Source organism: Dysgonomonas sp. HGC4, assembly GCF_001261715.1.
GTDB lineage: Bacteria > Bacteroidota > Bacteroidia > Bacteroidales > Dysgonomonadaceae > Dysgonomonas_A.
Map to the genome: position 1 here is coordinate 14,521 of NZ_CVRU01000170.1, position 22,319 is coordinate 36,839.

15 protein-coding genes and 1 tRNA gene are annotated in these 22,319 nt (G+C 36.1%); 14 read left to right on the plus strand and 2 right to left on the minus strand.

What is annotated here, in order from left to right:
• Positions 1-66: 66 nt before the first annotated feature.
• The 7 genes from HGC4_RS16490 (at position 67) to nifJ (ending at position 11,501) form a co-directional block, all read left to right on the plus strand.
• Entirely contained in the window at positions 67-1,509 is a 1,443-nt protein-coding gene (locus HGC4_RS16490) for an ATP-binding cassette domain-containing protein (RefSeq protein WP_050711236.1), read from the plus strand.
• Between the two features lie 82 nt (positions 1,510-1,591).
• Entirely contained in the window at positions 1,592-2,023 is a 432-nt protein-coding gene (locus HGC4_RS16495) for a DUF2147 domain-containing protein (RefSeq protein WP_050711237.1), read from the plus strand.
• A 155-nt stretch (positions 2,024-2,178) separates the two neighbouring features.
• On the plus strand, positions 2,179-3,264 hold the full coding sequence (locus HGC4_RS16500; protein WP_050711238.1) for a linear amide C-N hydrolase: 1,086 nt from the start codon (positions 2,179-2,181) through the stop codon (positions 3,262-3,264).
• A gap of 216 nt (positions 3,265-3,480) precedes the next feature.
• Positions 3,481-5,496: a putative porin gene (locus tag HGC4_RS16505; RefSeq protein ID WP_157258359.1), complete on the plus strand. Its 2,016-nt coding sequence runs from the start codon at positions 3,481-3,483 to the stop codon at positions 5,494-5,496.
• A 14-nt stretch (positions 5,497-5,510) separates the two neighbouring features.
• Positions 5,511-6,326, plus strand: coding sequence for a transporter substrate-binding domain-containing protein (locus HGC4_RS16510; RefSeq protein ID WP_050711240.1), 816 nt, complete (start codon positions 5,511-5,513; stop codon positions 6,324-6,326).
• A gap of 264 nt (positions 6,327-6,590) precedes the next feature.
• Positions 6,591-7,781, plus strand: coding sequence for an AAA family ATPase (locus HGC4_RS16515; protein ID WP_185099984.1), 1,191 nt, complete (start codon positions 6,591-6,593; stop codon positions 7,779-7,781).
• A 147-nt stretch (positions 7,782-7,928) separates the two neighbouring features.
• Entirely contained in the window at positions 7,929-11,501 is a 3,573-nt protein-coding gene (gene nifJ / locus HGC4_RS16520; protein ID WP_050711242.1) for a pyruvate:ferredoxin (flavodoxin) oxidoreductase, read from the plus strand.
• A 214-nt stretch (positions 11,502-11,715) separates the two neighbouring features.
• On the opposite strand, the gene HGC4_RS16525 is transcribed toward nifJ, so the two are convergent.
• Entirely contained in the window at positions 11,716-12,024 is a 309-nt protein-coding gene (locus tag HGC4_RS16525; protein ID WP_050711243.1) for a hypothetical protein, read from the minus strand.
• On the minus strand, positions 12,021-14,537 hold the full coding sequence (locus HGC4_RS16530) for a T9SS type A sorting domain-containing protein (RefSeq protein WP_050711244.1): 2,517 nt from the start codon (positions 14,535-14,537) through the stop codon (positions 12,021-12,023). Before HGC4_RS16530 ends, HGC4_RS16525 begins: the two co-directional genes overlap by 4 nt.
• A gap of 1,215 nt (positions 14,538-15,752) precedes the next feature.
• On the opposite strand from HGC4_RS16530, the gene HGC4_RS16535 reads away from it, so the two are divergent.
• The 7 genes from HGC4_RS16535 to HGC4_RS16565 all read left to right on the plus strand — a co-directional run bounded on the left by HGC4_RS16535 (position 15,753) and on the right by HGC4_RS16565 (position 22,224).
• Complete coding sequence (locus HGC4_RS16535; protein WP_050711245.1) at positions 15,753-16,160, plus strand: DUF1493 family protein; 408 nt, start codon at positions 15,753-15,755, stop codon at positions 16,158-16,160.
• Between the two features lie 80 nt (positions 16,161-16,240).
• Positions 16,241-17,209, plus strand: a complete 969-nt coding sequence (locus tag HGC4_RS16540; RefSeq protein ID WP_050711257.1) for a polyprenyl synthetase family protein — start codon at positions 16,241-16,243, stop codon at positions 17,207-17,209.
• A 109-nt stretch (positions 17,210-17,318) separates the two neighbouring features.
• Complete coding sequence (locus tag HGC4_RS16545) at positions 17,319-18,092, plus strand: TatD family hydrolase (protein ID WP_050711246.1); 774 nt, start codon at positions 17,319-17,321, stop codon at positions 18,090-18,092.
• A gap of 49 nt (positions 18,093-18,141) precedes the next feature.
• Positions 18,142-18,228: transfer RNA gene (locus HGC4_RS16550), tRNA-Ser, on the plus strand.
• 273 nt (positions 18,229-18,501) lie between these two features.
• A complete protein-coding gene (gene rluF / locus HGC4_RS16555; protein WP_050711247.1) occupies positions 18,502-19,533 on the plus strand; it encodes a 23S rRNA pseudouridine(2604) synthase RluF in 1,032 nt (343 codons plus the stop codon).
• 217 nt (positions 19,534-19,750) lie between these two features.
• Positions 19,751-20,776 (plus strand): LacI family DNA-binding transcriptional regulator, encoded by a 1,026-nt coding sequence (locus HGC4_RS16560; protein ID WP_050711248.1) that lies wholly within the window; start codon positions 19,751-19,753, stop codon positions 20,774-20,776.
• A gap of 134 nt (positions 20,777-20,910) precedes the next feature.
• Positions 20,911-22,224, plus strand: coding sequence for an MFS transporter (locus HGC4_RS16565; protein WP_050711249.1), 1,314 nt, complete (start codon positions 20,911-20,913; stop codon positions 22,222-22,224).
• The last annotated feature ends 95 nt before the right edge of the window (positions 22,225-22,319 follow it).

Sequence of the window (22,319 nt, forward strand, 5' to 3'; positions counted from 1 at the left end):
ACCCTCTTTTGGTTTATCATTCTCAACATAAATCATTACTTTTACCTGCCAAAATAAGAAAAACGAATGGAAACAGATAATCTTATAGAAATCAGAAATGCGGTTCCTCGCATCCACACATTAGCATTTGCCCAACCCATCAATTGGGCTGTAACCAATAGTCAACACTGGGCTATTGTAGGTCCTAACGGAGCGGGTAAAACATTACTTATTGATATTCTGTTAGGCAAGCACGCTCTGAAATCGGGAGAGATTATCAGTAAAAACAATATCAGTATAAATACAGTTGTAAAGTGTGTTGCTTTCCGCGACATTTATAGCCTCGTAGATATACAAAACAGCTACTATCAACAACGTTGGAATGCAGGAGACGAGCATGAAGTTCCTGTAGTAAGAGATCTTTTCTCAAAAGGTGAAAAAGAATGGGTAGAGATGCTTATTGCTGCATTTAAGATCGAAGATTTGGTAGAAAAACCTATCAATCTACTATCGAGTGGAGAGCTTCGCAAAACCCTTATTGTAAGATCACTTTTATCGAAACCACAGATTCTTATTCTAGATAATCCTTTTATTGGGTTGGATGCCAAATCGAGAACTGTACTCAACGATCTTTTGACCAGATTATCGCTTTTAGAGAATCTGCAAATAGTTCTGATTCTTTCGCATCCCAAAGATTTACCTTCTATTATCACACATATCTTACCGGTAAAAGATAAATCACTATTACCCGTTATCAGCAGAGACGAATTTGTGAATGATTTAGCGCTTCAACAAAGTTTGTTTAACCAAGAAAACAACGCCAATATATCTGAATTGTTAGATAATTCGTCTGATCAACTCTCATTCGAAAATGCACTTCTATTCAAAAACATACATATAAGATATGGTACACGTACTATTCTGAAAGATTTAGATTGGCAAGTAAAACGCGGAGAAAAATGGGCTTTACTTGGAGAAAACGGTTCAGGAAAATCCACACTTCTAAGTTTGGTTTCGGGAGACAATCCGCAAGCCTATGCAAATGATATTACTCTGTTCGATCGCAAACGAGGATCTGGAGAAAGTATTTGGGATATAAAGAAACACATCGGATACGTTTCGCCCGAAATGCACCTCTACTACCAAAAGAATGTACGTTGCATAGATGTTGTGGGTTCGGGATTTTTCGACACCATAGGTCTTTATAAAAAATGCAGCGAAGCACAAGCAGTAATTGCTCTGGAATGGATGAAAATATTTGGAATCGACAATATTAAGGATGTATCGTTTCTTTATATTTCGACAGGTGAACAGCGTCTCGTGTTATTAGCACGTGTTTTCGTCAAAAACCCTGATTTATTGATTCTTGATGAACCTTTACACGGATTAGATGTTGCTAATAAGCATCGTATCAAGAAAATCATAGAAGATTTTTGTACTGATGACAAAGCATTAATATACGTTACTCATTACGAAGACGAAATACCCGATGTAGTAACTCAAAGAATGGTATTAACTAAACGTAATTAAACTCTTCCCAACAAATTAAGAATATAACAATAGATATTTAATAGTACTCAAGAAAACAAAAAGTAACAAATTCAACAATCAAATGAAAAGAATACAAATCTCTATCCTATTTGCTCTTCTAGCAAGTATAATATCAGTAAACGCTCAAGGAGTTATCGGAAAATGGAAAACCTTCGATGATGAAACAGGCGATGCAAAATCTATTGTTGAGATTACCGAAAAAGACGGTAAAATTTATGGAAAAATAGTTGAGATACTCAATCCTGCTAAAAAGGATGCTAAATGTACCAACTGTCCCGATACCGATAAAGGAAAACCTGTTCTTGGACTATATATCATTAAAGGTTTATCGAAAGACAGTAAAGAATATTCTAATGGCAAAATTTTAGATCCAACCTCAGGAAAACTATACAAATGTACTGTTGCACTTGACGGAAACGACAAACTAAAGGTTAGAGGCTATATAGGTATTTCTGCTTTTGGAAGAAATCAAATTTGGACAAGGGTTAAATAAAAACTCCTATAATTGATATTAGGCTGAATTAAATGAGTGAATATTTAATTCAGCCTATTTTTGTCTAATTAGGTTAGCAAGAATAGTTTATTATTACCATCAGCGATAAACTATTTCACTAACAGATTGTTATTCATAAAAAACACAATCTTATTATGGTAAAAAACTTATTAATCTTGCTATTAGCAACTTCCGCCATTGCTTTTCAGCCTCAGGCCCTAGAGGCCTGCACAGGTATTACATTGACGGCCAAAGACAATTCTCACATTCTTGCACGTACTATCGAATGGGGTGGTAGCGAATTAAACAGTCAATACGCCATAGTACCGCGTGGTTATAAGCAACGTTCTTATATACTGGGAGGTGAGTTATCCGGCATGGAATTTACGGCACGTTATGGTTATGTGGGTTTCGCAGTTGAGCAAAAAGAATTTGTAACTGAAGGACTTAACGAAGCCGGTCTATCTGCAGGATTGTTTTATTTCCCCGGATACGGAAAATACGAAGATTATGATGTAACTCAGAAAACGTCGAGTATTGCCGATTTGCAGCTAGTATCGTGGATCTTAGGTAGTTTTTCTACTGTTGACGAGGTAAAAGAGGCTATTAAAAATATACACGTTATAGGTATCGACCCACGAGCTTCAACTGTACACTGGCGTATAGCAGATAATACAGGTCGCCAACTAGTGCTAGAAATTATAGAAGGTAAGCCTCATTTTTACGAAAATAAGTTGGGTGTACTTACCAATTCTCCAGGTTTTGAATGGCATATAACAAATTTGAATAACTACGTCAATCTTTTTCCAGGCACAGCAGAATCTAAATCTTTAGGTAATATACAGCTTAATTCTTTTGGGTCAGGCAGTGGCTTCTTGGGAATCCCCGGAGATGTAACTCCCCCATCCCGATTTGTGCGTGCTGCTTTTTATCAAGCAACAGCCATACAACAAAACACCGCTTTGGAAACTATCTTACAAAGCTTTCAGATACTAAATAACTTTGATATACCTGTGGGTATCGAGTTCCCTTTAGGGAAAGTACCAGCATCTATACCAAGCGCTACACAATGGACATCGGCGACGGATGTAACAAACCGCATCATCTATTATCGTACAATGTATAATAGCGCCATCCGTAGTTTTAACCTGAAAGATATAGACTTTAGTAAAGTAAAATACCAAGTTTACCCTCTCGATCAAGTAAAGCAACAACCTATAACACCTGTAAAGATCAATTGATAGATGATTAGAGAAAGCCAACTAACGGTTGAGCATTATATTACTCTTATTTAATTGAGTCAACGGTTTTAAATATAGAAAAGAAAGGATTGGAAATAATATTCCAATCCTTTCTTTTTTAGAACAATCATTTTATAACTAAATGGTTAATCCTTTAACTACAATTTAAAAATAAACGTTTCGGCTATTTCTGTTTTTTTATGTAAGTTTGTGGTGATGAAAAGAATCGCTTTTATTATTCTATATATATGTGCGTCTGTGCTTGTTACTCAGGCACAACAACCCCGTTTTATTTTTGATAACGACAGTACTAAAACAGAAACTCCAGCTCCTCAGAGAGCATCAAATAGCAAAACACCATCGGTCAACCTCGATTCTTTAAATAAAGTCCCACCTGCTATATCTTCTTGGAATATCGATCCTCGCTTGGGTGAGCGTATTCCTATCCCAATGGACACCATGTTATATGGTTTCCACAGAGAAAGTTTAGTTGAAGGTCAAGGATTAGCAATCGGATATCTTGGTAACTGGGGATCACCAGCTTACTCTAAACTCTTTATTGAGCAGGACGATGCTTCTCTCTTTCAGTTTCTCGATCCTTATAAATTCTATTACAAAACACCCGGTAATCAACGCTTTCTGAGCACCAAGCAGCCCTACTCCAATATCATGTATCAATCGGGAGGAAGCCGTCAGAGCAAAGAAGAAAGATTCACCGGAGAAATATCTATCAGCTTCAATAAAAACCTCACTGTAGGTTTCGACATTGACTATGTATATTCCAGAGGTTTTTACCAATACAACCCCGATAAACAAATCAATTACGATTTCTATACGGCTTATATCAGCGATAAATATCAAATGCACGCATTTGTAGCTAATAATAACTTCACCCATTCTGAAAATGGTGGTATAACAGAGGATGGTTATTTAAATGGTACAGATAAAGAGAACGTAGGGAAAGACAACACAATGAGTTTTCAAACTCATCTTTCCGAAACTTGGAATTATCTGAGAGGAAAACATCTATACATGACCAATAAATACAATCTGGGATATGAAAAGGAAGGAACTGAGAAATTTATTCCCGTTGCCAGTGTTATTCTAACCAATAGCTATACCGATCAACGCCGTAGATTTTACAGCAGAAACGTTGAGGCTTTGGATAAATTTTATAATTATACCCCAAAAGCTGGTACTCAAAGCGCACCAGTTAACGACCAAATGGCATATTATTCATTAAAGAATACGCTTGCCGTTTCTCTAAACGAAGGTTTTAGAGATTGGGTTAAATTTGGCTTAACGGCTTTCATCGAAAATGACAGAAGAACTTTCCGAATGCCATCAGAAGAATTCGGATGGATTGCGACACGTGATACAACTCAGAACTCAACATTTATTGGGGGGATACTTTCTAAAGAGAAAGGTGAATTTCTAAAATATAACCTTTATGCAGACCTCGGAGTACTAGGTGATGACATAGGAGAGTTTAAACTAAAAGCTGACATCAGCACAACCATTAATATAAAAGGTCAGAAAGCGATAGTAAAGGCAAACGGATATGTGAAAAATCTGGTTCCTCAATTATTTCAAAACAGTTTCAGATCTAAGTATTACACTTGGCAAAAAGAATTCAGTAATACCAAACGTATATTTGTAGGAGGTGAAATTTATATTCCTCATACTGAAACCCGGTTGAGTGGAGGAGTAGAAAACATAAGCAATTACATCTATTTCAACAATCTAGAAGGGATTCAAATGACAAGTCCAACACAAGATGGAGGTAGTGTACGAGTAGTTTCACTTCGTCTAGATCAGAATTTACATTATGGCATTTTACATTGGGACAACCAAGTTTCTTATCAGATGAGTGATAAGGAAGATGTTATTCCCGTTCCTACATTAAGTTTATATACCAATCTGTATATAAAAGCTAAATTAGCGAAAGTATTAACTATGCAATTAGGTGTAGACGCTCATTATCACACTAAATACTATGCACTAGGCTACGATCCAGCTTTAGGGCAATTTGTCAATCAGGACGAAGTTCAAATAGGCAATTTTCCGTTCGCTACTGCCTATGCCAATTTTCACTTAAAGAAGACCCGTTTTTTTGTGATGATGTATAATGTGGCTAAAGATTTTGGGGACTCCAATTATTTCACAGTACCTCACTATCCGGTAAACCCTATGATCTTTAAATTCGGACTATCTTGGAACTTTACTAATTGATACACCTTAAAATAATGAAAAGTAAAAAGCAAATTTACATCGCTTTAGTATTACTAATAGCAATAGCTGCTATTGCTTACATTATTACACAAAACAAAAACACACCTGTACATCGCGACTATACCGAGATAGAAGAGAGTGGTATATTACGTATTGTAACGGATCTCAATCCCATAGGATATTTCGTGTCATCCGACACTGTTGCGGGCTTTAATTATGAACTTCTCCAAGCATTACAACAGTTTACAAAGATAAAATTCGAAGTATCCGTGCAGAATAGCTTAGATAAGAATTTTGAGGGTTTGAAAACTGGGAAATACGATCTTGTAGCCTGCAATATCCCCATTAATTCTAGCCTGAAAAACGAATACAATTTTACAGAAGCGATCATCAATAATAGACTAGTATTAGTTCAACGTAAAGCCGAATTCAACCATAATATTGAACCTATTCGGAATCATCTTGATTTAGGAAAAAAGACTTTATATGTATCAGCCGACTCTCCAAGTATATTCCGACTACAAAATCTATCGCATGAAATTGGCGATACAATATTTATCATAGAAGATGATACTTATCAAGCCAATCAACTAGCATTAATGGTAGCCGCAGGAGAAATAGATTATACAGTATGCGACATAAAAACTGCGGAAAGCTTATCAAAGAAAATACCCGAACTGGATATAAAAACAGATATCGGCTTTACTCATTTCGAAGCTTGGGCAGTAAGGGCTAACTCTCCCGTTCTTCTTGATTCTCTAAATACATGGATCAATAAGTTTAAAGCAACCAAAGAATACACCAATATCCTCAAAAGGTATTATAAATAATATCTGTCCAATCATTTTTATTAGTAACTTCGAAGGATAAATATAGAGTAATTGATAAATATCTACAATTTTCATCCATTGAGTAATTCGGTATAACCTCTCACTATTGGGAGCAACGATAGGAATAATAAGAGATTGGCCTTCAAATAAAGCAGGCTTATTAACTATCTGAGTATAATATATGATGAAAATTGATTAAAAATGCAAAGTAGACTTTGCAATAAGACAAAAAAAAATTACCTTCGTAGACTTAATCGGTAGATTGTGGAATCCTTTTTCAGAACGCATAAATATTTAGTAGAGCACTTGGGCAGCAACGTCGAAAGACGGTTGATGGACGAGATTAATTGGAATGATCGTCTTATAGCAGTCAAAGGAACTAGAGGTGTCGGTAAAACCACGTTTTTATTGCAATATGCAAAAAAATTCAGTGATTTAGATGGACGAGATTGTTTGTATATCAATATGAATAATTTTTCGTTCACTTGTCGTACCATATACGACTTTGCCGAAGAATTTTGTTTCAAAGGTGGAAAAACTCTTCTAATAGATCAGGTATTTAAGTATCCCAATTGGGCTAGTGAACTGAGATTATGTTATGACAAGTTCCCTGAGCTTAATATAGTTTTTACCTGTTCGACAGTTATGCAATTGGATGAAAATCCAGAAATTGCATCTATTGTGCGTCATTATAATCTGAGAGGATTTTCGTTTCGCGAATTTTTGAATATTATCACAGATAGTAAACTTGAGCCGGTTTCTTTACCCGATATTATATCCAAGCATAAAGAAATAGCAGCAGAGATTTGCTCCAAAGTAAAACCCCTCGCCTATTTCAGAGATTATATCCATCATGGATATTATCCCTTCTTCTTGGAAAAACGTAATTTCTCAGAGAATCTACTTAAGACTATCAACATGATGCTTGAGATAGACGTTCTTTCTATAAAACAAATAGAACAATCGTATCTTCCTAAATTGAGGAAGTTGCTATATCTGTTGTCACTCACCTCACCCGGTAAGCCCAATATAAGCCAACTGAGTGTCGATTGCGAGATATCTAGAGCTACGGTTACCAATTATTTGGATTATCTAAAAAGTGGTCGCCTCATAAATTTACTATACAGAGAAGGTGAAGAGTTTCCTAAGAAACCCGATCTGGTTTATATGCACAACACCAATCTCATTTTTGCAATGAAACCGGGAGTTGCTAATGATCAGACACTGAGAGAAACATTCTTCTACAACCAGCTACATCACAATAATTCAAAATTAAAGAAAGGTAGCAAAGCAGGAATTTTCCTGGTAGAAGACGATAACGAAAAATATACATTTAAAGTAGATAATCTAAAAACAAAAGGGAACAAAAAAACCGACATCTATAATACAGCAGAAATGATGGAGATAGGCGACGGAAATACAATTCCTCTGTGGCTTTTTGGTTTTCTATACTAATTTATAAAGTAAATATTGTAATCAAATAAAGTTAAGGATTTAAGCACTAAGGCATTTTGATTAATAAACATAATCCATTCTCTTTTCAGCTTAGTCCTCTTATTTTAAAAGTTCGATAAACAACTAAATAATCAACTATTACAGAGTATGGCAAAAGAGAAAAAATTTTTAACCTGTGATGGTAATCAAGCTGCAGCTCACATATCATATATGTTTAGCGAAGTAGCTTCGATCTATCCAATCACACCATCATCAACAATGGCAGAGTATGTTGATGAATGGGCTGCTGCCGGACGTAAAAACATTTTCGGCGAAATAATAAAAGTGCAAGAAATGCAATCTGAAGCCGGTGCTGCCGGTGCTCTTCACGGATCGCTTCAGGCTGGTGCAATGACAACTACTTACACTGCATCACAAGGTCTTTTATTGATGATCCCTAACATGTACAAAATTGCAGGGGAACTTCTTCCTTGTGTATTCCATGTTTCGGCTCGTGCATTAGCTGCACAGGCATTATCTATCTTTGGAGACCACCAAGATGTTATGGCTGCTCGCCAGACTGGTTTTGCAATGTTCTTCTCGGGATCGGTACAAGAGGTTATGGATCTTTCTGCTGTACCTCACTTAGCTACAATAGAATCTCGCATCCCATTCATGAATATATTTGATGGATTCCGTACATCTCACGAAATTCAAAAAGTAGAATTGATGGATCAAGAGGCGCTTATTCCACTTATTGATCAAGACGGTCTTAAGGAATTCCGCAACAGAGCATTGAATCCGGAGAATCCAGTAACACGCGGTACTGCTCAGAATGATGATATTTACTTCCAATCTCGTGAAGCATCAAATCCATTCTACGACAAAGTACCAGGTATTGTTGAAAAATATCTAGAAGAAATCTATAAAATAACTGGCCGTAAATATGGTTTATTTGATTACTATGGAGCAGAAGATGCTGACAGAGTAATCATCGCTATGGGATCTGTTACTGAGGCTATCAAAGAGACTATCGATTTCTTGAATGCTAAAGGTGAAAAAACAGGTCTTGTTTCAGTTCACTTATATCGTCCGTTCAAGGCTGAGGCATTTATGGCTCTTATACCTAAGACTGCGAAAAGAATTGCTGTTCTTGACCGTACTAAAGAACCAGGAGCACCTGGACAACCTCTTTACTTGGATGTTAAAGACTGTTTCTACGGAACAGAAGATGCTCCAACTATCGTTGGTGGTATCTATGGTCTTTCATCTAAAGATACTACTCCTTCTCAAATCATGTCAGTATACGAAAACTTAGCAATGAAATTGCCTAAGAACGATTTCACTATCGGTATCGTAGATGACGTTACATTCAAATCTCTTCCCATGAAAGAAGAAGTTTCGGTTGATGATAACAACTACGAGGCTAAATTCTACGGATTAGGTTCTGATGGTACAGTAGGAGCAAATAAAAACTCAGTGAAAATTATCGGAGAAAACACTGATAAATATTGTCAAGCATATTTTGCTTATGACTCTAAAAAATCAGGAGGTTTCACTGCATCTCACCTTCGTTTTGGAGACAAACCTATTCGTTCAACTTATTTGGTGAATACACCAAACTTTGTAGCATGTCACGTACCTGCTTACCTTCATCTTTATGATGTAACTAAAGGGTTGAAAAAGAATGGTACTTTCCTTCTTAACTCTGTATGGGCTAAGGACGAAGTAGGTAATTATCTTCCTGATAACGTAAAAAAATATTTAGCTGTAAACAACATCAATTTCTATATCATCAACGCAACTAAAATTGCAACTGAAATAGGTCTTGGTGGACGTACAAATACAATTCTACAATCAGCATTCTTTAAGATATCAGGTGTAGTACCTTACGACTTAGCGGTAGAACAAATGAAAAAATACATCGTTAAATCTTACGGACGTAAGGGAGAAGATGTAATTAATAAAAATTATGCTGCCGTTGATCGTGGTATCGAATTGGAAAAAGTAGAAATTCCTGCTGAATGGGCAAATCTAACTCTAGGTGCTCAAACAACAGAGGATGATGCTCCAGACTTTATCAAAAACGTTGTTCGCCCAGTAAATGCTCAACGTGGATATGATCTACCTGTATCAGCATTTAAAGGCCGCGAAGACGGAACTTGGGATAATGGTACTACCGAATACGAAAAACGTGGTGTAGCTGCATTTGTTCCAGTATGGCATATGGATAATTGTATCCAATGTAACCAATGTGCATATGTTTGTCCTCACGCAACAATACGCCCTTTCGTATTAGATGCTAATGAGCAAGCTCATTCTCCTGAAAGTGCATCTTTACTTAAAGCTCAAGGAAAACAATTCGATGGTATGGGATTCCGTATCCAAGTAGACGTTTTAGACTGTCTTGGTTGTGGTAACTGTGTTGACGTTTGTCCTGGAAAGAAAGGTCAAAGTGCGCTTGAGATGGTAGAAATTGGTACTCAATACCCAGAGCAAAACAATTGGGACTTTATGGTGAAAAACGTAACCAGCAAAGCTCATTTAGTAGATATCAAACAAAACGTGAAAAACTCACAGTTTGCAACGCCATTGTTTGAGTTCTCAGGTGCATGTTCTGGTTGTGGAGAAACCCCATACATCAAACTTGTAACTCAATTGTATGGTGATAGAATGTTAATTGCTAATGCAACAGGTTGTACATCTATCTATGGAGGATCAGCTCCTTCTACTCCATACAGAAAGAATGAAGAAGGTAAAGGTCCAGCTTGGGCAAACTCTTTATTTGAAGACAATGCTGAGTTCGGTCTTGGATACGCTTTAGCAAATATCACTATGCGTGATAGAATCGAAAGATTGATGAAGCAAGCAATAGCAATGCCTGAAACTTCTGATAATACAAAAGCTACTTTCCAATCATGGATTGATAATAAATACGAAGCAGAGAAAACCAAAGAACTACATCCTCAAATATTAGCTATCATAGAAGCTGGTGCTGACAAATGTGAAATTTGCAAAGAATTGCTTTCATTGAAACAATATATCATCAAACGTTCTATCTGGATCTTTGGTGGTGACGGATGGGCTTATGATATAGGTTTTGGTGGTCTTGACCACGTAATTGCTTCTGGTGAAGACGTTAACATTCTAGTTTTGGATACTGAGGTTTACTCAAATACAGGAGGACAATCTTCTAAATCAACTCCGGTTGCAGCTGTTGCTAAATTTGCTGCCGCAGGTAAGAAGATTCGTAAGAAAGACCTTGGTATGATTGCAACTACTTATGGTTATGTATACGTTGCTCAGGTAGCAATGGGAGCTAACCAAATGCAGTGCTTAAAAGCATTCAGAGAAGCTGAAGAGTACAAAGGACCTTCACTTATCATTGCTTATTCTCCATGTATCAGCCACGGTCTACGTAAAGGTATGGGTCAGGCTCAAGACGAAGAGAAAGCAGCAGTAGAATGCGGATACTGGCACTTGTGGCGTTACAACCCAATGTTGGAAGAAGAAGGCAAGAACCCATTCACAATGGATAGTAAAGATCCAGACTGGAGCAAGTTCCAAGCATTCCTTGGAGATGAAGTTCGTTATACATCACTTCAAAAGTCTAATCCAACAGAAGCTACCAGTTTATATGAAGCTGCTCAAAGCAATGCTACATGGCGCTGGAAAAGCTATAAACGCTTAGCTGCCGGAACATTTGATACTTTTAATGAAGTTAATAATCTTCCTGAATAAGAGAGCTTAAATATTCTAATATAGAAAAAGGATATCCAATCAGGATATCCTTTTTTTGTTAGTTACTTTCTTCTTCTACATTAGCTCCCTCTTAGACTATCTAATAATGGCAGAGCCATAACATGCCACTTGTATTATCTATACAAACTAGCTTAAAACACAAAAGAGCAGGTAAATATACCTGCTCTTTTAATATTTATTGATAGACTATTCTTTAAATAGTGCTTTTACGTCTTCTTAGCAATAGAAACGATGCATAAACTAATCCAGCTACAATAACTGGTAATACAGCATCTCCAACTGGTGAACCGACGAAGCCTCCGCCTCCCCATTCGCCTCCTCCATCTCCAGGACCGTTGTCTTCTCCCGTAGGAGCTTTTAGGCTAGGAGCTGAAGCATGCACTTCATTCACAGCGATATTATCCTTATAATAAGAATCTGAAGGTAGTAAATCCTGCGCACTCAATCCAGCACTTATGCAAAATAGAATACCTAATATTTTAAAACTTAAACATTTTCTCATTTTACCAAAAATTTAGCAGCATACGATTTTTTACCTACAACTTTTACAATATAAGCACCTGTGAAAAATGCTTGTCTAATTTCTACTGAAGTATCATCTACTTTAGCTTGAGCCACCTTTCTACCTTGTATATCATATACAGAAATTACACTTCCAAAATCTGAATCTTCAAAACCTGAAACAGTCAATACTCCGTTAAAGTAGTAAGATGTTATATTTTTAGATTCCGAATTATTATCTCCATCTTCAATACCTGATGTATTGAAAGTAAATCTTACAGTGAAACGATCTATAGGATCCGTTGCTTTAGAACTTGTTGTATAAGATTTCCCTCCAAACAAATCAAATTCTTTATTAGCAACTTTATCAATCAAAGTAATTCCTTGTACTCTCTCAGCAGAACCTAAGCGAGAGGCTTTCAGTGTTACATTTTGAGGTATTGCACTAGGTGTTACATATAATACAACCGATTCTGTTTGCGCTGATTGAGGTACACCTAAAATATTCGACTCCAAAGCATCACCTTGCTCGCTTCTTGTATACATTGTACTCATACCACTTTGCTTAACAACACCTTCTACTGTTTCAGAAGTCGTTTTTGTTTCGCTTGTAGATATTAAAGCAATCATTTTCTTTGTAGGAGCATACTCTGCATTAGTCATTATATCTTGAGGTGTTCTAATTGCAATAGCAACTCTATCGGAAGCTTTTACTTCTTCATCTGTTATATGAAATAAAAAGTCATCTTTACTAGTCTTTTCTTCAGCAGGTGCTGACCTTAGGAATAAAGCATTTGAGTAAATCGCTCTCTTGGACGCAGGTATTATTATATTCTTATCAGCTTTAGCAGCATATAATACAAACATTTGAAGAGGGGCAATCGTAACTTCATATCCAGGTCGTCCAGTTCCCTCATCATAGTCTCCAACTGTAGAAGTAGGAGGATCAAATGCAGTAGAAGCATTAGGTCTTATTACTCTATATTTGGCACTTACCGAGACCCATTTATTTCCGGGTTCCACACCAGTATATCCTACATCATAAGTTCCAGATCCTTTAGATGTTGGATCTAGTACCCATACACGATTAGCAATATTTCTACTAGCGTTTTGAGCATTACCTACAATTAGATTATTCCAAGCTGGTAAAGTATTATTGTCACTCTTAGAATTAACCATCTCTTCCACATTCAAAGGGACAGTAAAAGGATTTGAAAAATAATTATAACCTACTACTAATGGTAAGCTAATATCTCCATTATTAAGAACTTCTCCTGTATAAGCATCACTAGTAGATACAGCGACCTTAGGCATTTTATTCGGCACATTAGCCGCTAGACCTGAAGATGGGAATATATTTACTGATCTTTTAAACATAGGGCCAAATCGGCTAAAGAAATACTTTCCTTTCTCTCGGTTCAGACTAGGGTTTGTAGCATCAACAACATTATCATCTGAAACTCCGGCACCATTACGTTCTGCAAACAAGATACCTTTGTCCTTATAATACGTAGGGTGGATATCGTATTCATAATTCGCTGCATTTGTTCCTCTAAGATCAACTCCTACAACGAAAGCTTTACCAGCTTGCAATTTATATGTTGGGTCGGTCATTGTATTACCTGGTGCAGTTTGACCAATTATACTTTCTCCGGTAGGAATCATAAGGAAATTCCAAAAGAAATAATCGGCTCTCATTTCTTTATATGGGCTACCAAAAGCGATAAGACTTCTTCCTTGTCTCTCATTTGCAGTTGCAATAGCAGGATCATCTACAGATAGATTTACCTGAATAGCACCATATAGATTATTATCTGTTGTAGTATTGGGGATAAGACTATTTTTAGTTCTTATCTGTCCAACTGCCGTATTCCCTGTAATTGGAGCCTCCACCATAAAGTGAGCTAGCATCGAAGAATTATCAACTGTATGCATTGTTGTTATACCACTAACATCTGAAGCTTTAATTCTTCGAGAATCAATAATGAAACGACCACCATTTAAGTCTACATTCTGAGCAGAAGCAGCTAATTCAGGGACTAAGACTACATGTTTTGTATTCTCAATAACTAAATTCGGAAAAGTTATATAGTTATTCCCTTTTAATGTGGGCGAATATGCCTGATCTGTTTTTATATACTGAGTGCTTGTTCCTCTGAAAACAAAACGAGAAGCATTTGTGTCAGTATAAGGATATGGCAAAACAAAAACGTTTGAATTATGATAACTAACAGCACCAGTCTCTCCAATCGCACCATTAACCTCATGGATAAAATTTCCGGTAAGAACAGTTTGTGATCCCTCTAAATGAATCTGACTTCTCACACTAGTAGTAGTTGCATCACGACCTGCTATAAAATCGCCATTAATATACAAGGTAGTCTTTGGATTGTCCCCTGTAACACCTGTCGATTTAACAGACATCAATCCTTTATTATAAAGAAAAGAAGCTTGAGCCATTAACGATAACGGCGCAAATCCAATTCCTACAAGCAACAGTAGTTTTATTTTCATACTTATTTTTGTTCTGTTTTAATCCTTTTTAGCGCTTAACACATTGTTTACCAAGCAATAAAAATGTGTTATCAAATAACATATAGACGGCTGGAAATTATAACATTTAGAAATATATTGAACAATCTCCTGCATTTAGGGTTCAAAGATAATCATTAAGTTCATATCTATCATCCTATCCTTACAATAGCTCACCATATTTAATATAATTTAACAATAATAAAACTCACCAAAACAAGCTAATTATAGGGAAGATAGCCTATTTAAATCATAAAAAAAAGCTTGCAAACAACCCGTACAAAGCACAAAACAAGCAAGATTGTTAAATAGCACATTCAATTAGAAAATAAAGATCTTTATGAGATAAATTTTAGCTAAAATAGACATTTTTTGATCTGAGACCTCCAAATTAACATTATATCTATTGTTAAAAGAAAAAACTATTGCGCCTTAGTTAAAACAATATACAAACTTAACAAACCAAGGAATTTAAAACCATTCTAACACACTTCACAAATAAACAAGCCTACCAAATCACTATTTTAACAAAGCATATTTCTACAACCAAAACACAATAAAAAACAAATTATCAAAGTCATTTTCCTAATAAGACAAAGCATCACATCATAAATATTAACTACATCAACAAAATCAAACATACTAAAACATAAAAAATCCACTATAAAACAGTGATAAACAAACAAAAAAACGAGACACACACCCAAATTCATTAACAATTACAAATCTTGCAACCACCACAAATATTCCCCAGCACAACCAGAGCTTCTAGTCAAAATTCAACTCAGTAGCACTACTTCTCAAATGTCATCTACTAAATGTGATTTATTTAAGCAAGCAATCTACACTTTTATAAAAAACTCAACAATACAACAATATAACGCACCTATTTTAACAACACAAAAAAGCCTCCTTATATCTTTAAATTCTATTCTATTTAGACAAGCCTACCTATCTTTTAGAGATACCTCTACACCAAACATCTAGATTATGACGCCCTCTTAATAATTTACATTAACACATCTAATATTATCTATATATTTTAATTCATGAACAGACAAATACATCCTCTCAAGCTCATCCATCACAATAGAACATTAAATCTCTCCTCAAAATTTAATAACAGATTAACAAAAAACTCATCTTTTTCTAAGTATATTTGTATATTGCAATATAAATCTGTTTGATAGAACAACAATGGGAAATAAGAATCTAGAACAACTCATTCTTAAATATTCATCGTATGATCAGAAAATATACGATAACACCTCTATTACAAGAGACTTGAATATACAGAACGAACAAGCTAAAGCTTTTATTGAAGCCTTCGCCAAAGAGTTTAATGTTGACATTTCAGCTTTTAACTTCCCTAAATATTTTCCATTACAGGACAAACTATCTAATAAAATCTGCAAACGTTCTGAGCTAACAATCGAAGATTTAGAACGAGCTATACTCGCAGGTGAACTTAATGACGATGTCATAAGCTTTGAGGAAGATGACCCCAACCTACCAATCAAGTTTACGACAAAAAATATAATATTAGGAATACTTCTTGTTCTTATAGTTTCGGCTCTGCTTGGGGTTATCGCCATTTTCATTTAGACTTCCAATACAAATAGAGCGCTGCAACTTTTAATTTCAGCATAAATTATGTACTTTTGAATATCAAATATATAATTATGCTGTATACATTCTCCGACGTACTCAACAAGATTAATAATGAAGTAAATACTCTCAAATTTGAGGGTAAACCTGAATCATTATTTGCTCCAATAGATTACATCCTCGAACTTGGAGGTAAACGAGTTAGACCCGTATTAGCTGTAATGGCTTACAACCTATATAAAGATGATATCGAAAAATCGATTCCTATAGCTTTAGGTATCGAAATTTTCCACAATTTCACTCTATTACATGATGACCTTATGGATAGAGCGGATAAACGTAGAGGTAAACCCACCGTACATATTAAATGGGATGACAACACAGCCGTTTTGTCGGGCGATGCCATGCTTATTGAATCTTACAAGGAAATAGCAAAGACTGATCCACAATATCTGCCTGAAGTTCTATCCCTGTTCTCTACAACTGCAACTGAAATATGCTGCGGTCAGCAACTTGATATGGAGTTTGAAAAACGCCTTGATGTATCTATTGCCGAATATCTCGAAATGATTCGATTAAAGACTGCTGTATTATTAGGTTGTGCACTCAAATGTGGAGCACTAGCAGCTGGATCGAGCCAAGAAGACGCTGAATCACTTTACAACTTCGGAATAAATATAGGATTAGCTTTTCAATTAATGGACGACCTGCTTGATGTATATGGAGATCCTGCAACATTCGGGAAAAGAATTGGAGGAGATATTCTTTGCAATAAAAAGACGTTCTTACAAATCACAGCACTTCAACACGAAGATAGTAAAGATCAATTACTTGATTGGATAAACAAAACGAACTTCGATGAAACTGAAAAAATCAAAGCTGTAACAACAATATATGATGAGCTGAATCTAAAGCAGACATCAGCAGATATCATTCACGCATATTACGAAAAAGGAATCGCATACCTAGATTTAGTAAGTGTAGATTACGCCAAGAAGAATGAACTAAGAGAGCTTGCTAAAAGCCTGCTAACTCGCGCGTCATAAACGTCTTTGTCTTTTTCTACGACTTCGGCAAGTATTTATATGTTAATCACAAAGAAACAACTGCGATTAATACCCAATAAATACTTGCTATAACCTAAACAAATTCAAAATGAATATAATAGATACGCATTCTCATACCTATGACGAAAGCTTCGACAACGATATAGAAGACGTTATAAGCAGAGCTAAGCAAGCTGGCATAACCAACATCTTATTACCTAATGTAGATGTAGAAAGCATAAATAGAGTTAATTCCCTTGTAGAAAAACATCCAGGGTATTGCATACCTATGATGGGGCTACATCCAACAAGAGTTACAGCAAATTGGGAATCTGATCTGGAAATAATTAAGCAACAGTTTGCTATTCACAAATACAATGCTGTTGGCGAAATAGGGATCGACCTCTATTGGGATAAGTCTCTAGAGAAAGAGCAAAGAGCCGCTTTTGAGGAACAACTTCGATGGAGCATAGAGTTTGATCTGCCCGTATCTATCCATTGCAGAAATGCTATTGGCGAATCTATAGAATGCATCAAGAATGTAGGTGCATCTAAACTTAGAGGGGCATTTCATAGTTTCAGCGGTTCAAGTGAAGAGCTGGAGGCTGTATTAGCTCTTGAGAATTTCTATCTAGGAATAAACGGAACAGTCACTTACAAAAACTCAACCTTGCCACAGGTTTTGAAAGGAACTGATCTTTCGCGTCTCCTTATCGAAACCGATGCACCCTATCTTCCACCTGTACCATACAGAGGCAAAAGAAACGAACCTTCATACACAATCCACATAGCAGCAAAACTAGCAGATATATACGGCGTAACTCCCGAAAAGGCAGGCGATATAACAAGCGAGAACGCTAAAAAACTGTTTTCGATAAACTAAACGAATTATTGTAATACAAGAAATATTTTTATCTTTGTGCCGTAATTAAGGAGAGGTGGCCGAGTGGACGATGGCGCTTGCTTGGAAAGCAAGTATACGGGCAACTGTATCGGGGGTTCGAATCCCTTCTTCTCCGCTAGATTAAGATAAACGAATAAACCAGAACATCCGTCTTTAATTATATTAAGAACGGGTGTTTTTCATCTTGATAAACTTCTATATTCTTTCATTTTCAAAAAAGATAAAGAATACTGAAATAAAGAATATTGAAGATTGATATCTGGCGAGGTCTCAAACCTTTTTATTGCTTGGATCAAAAACACTCCAAGCCTGTTATAATTAAAATAATATTATAACAGCACTTGTTTTAGTATACTTATTTTTATTCTTACTTTTAGATTTAGAGAAAATGGAATATCGCTTAAACAAATACATCAGTGCATCAGGCTATTGCTCTAGACGCGAAGCTGACAAATACATAGAGAGTGGCAATGTCACAGTAAATGGCAAGAAAGCTACTATCGGATCTCGTGTGTTACCCGGACAAAAAGTTAAGGTAAACGGAGAACTCATTGAAAATAAAGTAGAGCCTGTATATATTGCATTCAACAAACCCGTTGGAGTTGTAAGCTCTACCAATCCGTTGGAGAGAGATAATATTATCGAATTCATAAGACACGAGCAACGTATATTTCCTATCGGTAGGTTGGATAAGGATTCGCAAGGATTAATCCTCCTAACAAACGATGGAGACATCGTTAATAAGATATTGCGTGCAGGAAACAATCATAAGAAAGATTATATTGTAACTGTAAATCGCCCTATCACGTCTGACTTCATCACTCGTATGTCGCAAGGTGTACCCATCTTAGACAGAGTGACACGCAGATGCGAGATAGAGAAAATCAACCCCTATACATTCAAAATTTCACTGATACAAGGTCTTAACAGACAAATCAGACGTATGTGTGAATATTTCAATTATGATGTACTCAAGCTAGAACGTATTCAGATAATGAATATCAAGCTTGATAAATTAGGGCAAGGAAACTGGCGTAATCTGACTGCTTCGGAAATGGAAGGGTTATTCGACATGCTTGAAGCTTCTGAAAAAACTCCCGCAGGAAAAACCCCATCAAACAGTAATAAGTCTTTTAATAGAGCCCTCGAAGAGCATGATATAAGAACCAATTATAGAAAAGGAAGTCTGGCTGCAAAAAAAGCTTCTGCCAACAAAACCGATAAAGATCAGTCAAAGAAATTCACTCCAACTTCTGAAAATGGAGAGGATAAACCAAAACCTAGAAGTAAAGGTAAGCCTTCGAGTGGATTGAGAGTAGGAAAACAGAAAATGGCTGCTAATAAACCGAAGACTAAAGCAAAAAGCAAATCTGAGCCTAAGGGAAAAGATCGAGAAGCTCGCAAAGGAACTAAGAAATAAACTCCATATAAAGGAAACAGTATTAGAGTGATTCTAAGAACAGAATATCAGAAAAGAATAATTACTCTAAGCTGATTTTTAATTACCTTTATTCCTTGGATAATGACTCTTTAGAATCATCAATTGGTTTTATTGTTTTGTAAGTGTCATAAACAAAACAAATAAGGCTAAACAATATGGTAATAAAAACGTTACAATAGTTAATTATTTCTAAACAATGAAAAAAGGACGTATAACGATTAAAGATATTGCCAAGAATCTGAATATTTCTGCATCGACTGTATCCAGAGCTCTAAACAACAATCCCGATATCAGCCTCGAAACTCGGAGAGTGGTACAAGAATATGCCAACGAACATAAATATAAGCCCAACTCCTTGGCTTTGAGTCTTAGAAACAGTCATTCCAATATTATAGGAGTGATAGTTCCCGAACTAGCCAATCACTTCTTTTCATCTGTATTATCGGGAATGGAAACTATTGCCGAAGATCATGACTATCATGTAATTGTTTGTCAATCATCAGAAGAATATACAAAAGAGATACGCAATGTTCAGACGCTGATAGAAGCTCGTGTATGCGGAATGCTTATATCTCAATCAAAAACGACAATTAAATACGATCACTTTCAAGAACTTATAGATAATAATATACCCGTAGTTTTCTTCGACCGCATTTGTACAGGAATAGACTCCGGCAAAGTTGTAGTTGATGATTATTCGGGAACGTTTCATGCCGTAGATTATATGGTTCAAACAGGCTGCAAACACATTGCATTCTTTGGAGCCGCTCCTCATCTCGAAATATCTAAGAATAGAAAAAACGGCTATCTTGATGCATTAAGAAAACATCATATGCCCATTGATGAAGACATTATAAGAATTGCCGATAATAAACAACTTGGCTTCGAAAGAGCTATGGAACTGTTGCAATCAGACAAACGACCAGATGCTTTCATGGCAATGAATGATTATACTGCTTCAGGAATTTTGTTAGCGGCAAAGACTTTAAAACTCAAAGTTCCAGAAGAAGTTTCGATATGCGGTTTCTCCAACTCCAATATTTCTCAGGATACCGACCCTATGCTTACAACCGTAGATCAGCACCCTCAGAAAGTAGGAGAAGAGGCTATGAATCTGATTTTAGAGAAGGTGCAAAATCCAGATAGTACGGATAAGAAAAACAAGATAGTGAAAACCAGTTTGGTTATAAGAGAAACCACACGACCTCTAATAGTAGAGTAGAAATCATATCTATAAGTAATTTTAAATAATTATTGATACTTTTGACCTCTATAACAATCTCGGGTTGTTATAGAGGTCAAAAGTAACAAAAGAAAGTCCGAGACCTTAATACCTGAACAGAAATATAAGACCTTATGCTAAATAAACCTACGCTCAGATATGGGCAAATCTGGAATATAAACTTCGGCTTTTTAGGTACACAAATTTGTTTTACGCTTGTAATGACAAATACAAGCCGTATATTATCAGCATTGGGTGCAGATACCAACGAATTGGCTTTCTTATGGCTTGCCGCCCCTTTAGCTGGATTATTTATGCAACCGCTTATCGGCTATTTCAGTGACAGGACATGGACTCGACTAGGGCGAAGAATACCTTATATACTTGCAGGTCTAGTAGTTTCGGCTATTATGATGTTTCTCATGCCCAATTCGCATATCATATCACGCGTTATGCCACCTGTATTGGCTGGAGTAAGCATCTTATTTCTTATGCAAAGTGCATTCAATGTAAGTATGCAGCCTTACCGATCGTTGGTTGGCGATATGGTCAACAGTAAACAAAGCAATCAGGGATACTCCGTACAGACGATTGTTTCTAATCTGGGTGCTATCGTAGGCTCATGCCTACCCTTTTTACTTGCCTACATAGGGTTTAGTAATCAAGCAGACGAAGGTCGAGTAGCCGCCTCCGTTTCAGTCTCTTTTTATATTGGTATAGGGTTTCTTGTACTTACCAATTTATGGACGTGTTTCAGCGTAAAAGAATATCCTCCCAAGTTATTTGAAGAATACAATAAAAGCGAATCTGCCAATAAAACAGATGACACAACATCTACCGACAACAAAAAAACAATAATTACCATACTTCAATTGTCCATAGTACAATTATTCTCTTGGTTTGCATTCTACTACATATGGGTATATGCTACTGATGGAATTGCTGTTACTGTATGGAACACAAGCGACCCTCATTCGGTAGAGTATAATCATGCAGGAAATTGGTTTGGAATATTAACAGGTGTATACAGTGTTATAGCTGCTATTTTTTCTGTTTTCTTACCTAGAATTACAGATAAATTCGGAAGAAAAAACTTCTATTCATTCTCTCTTGTATTAGGAGGTATAGGAATGCTCTCTATGTTCTTTATTCACGATCAATATTTACTTTTATTGCCTATGTTCCTCATTGGTATTGCATGGGCAATGATATTAACTATGCCTTTTTCGATATTGGCAAACGTAGTACCGTCCAACAAAATGGGATTGTACATGGGACTTCTCAATGTCACTATTGTAATCCCTCAAGTAGCAGGTGGATTGTTAGGACATTTCCTATTTGAGAATGTTGCGGGAAGCAGACCCTTTGCCATGTTCCTAGTTTCGGGAGTTTCACTTCTTATCGGTGCTGTATCGGTTATATTTATAAATGATCCCGTGAAGAAGTAACAATACATACATTACTAACACTACAAACTTACATATCTTTTTGATTTTTTCCTGAATTATTTGTACTGTTACATTCATTTTTAACTATACTGGGA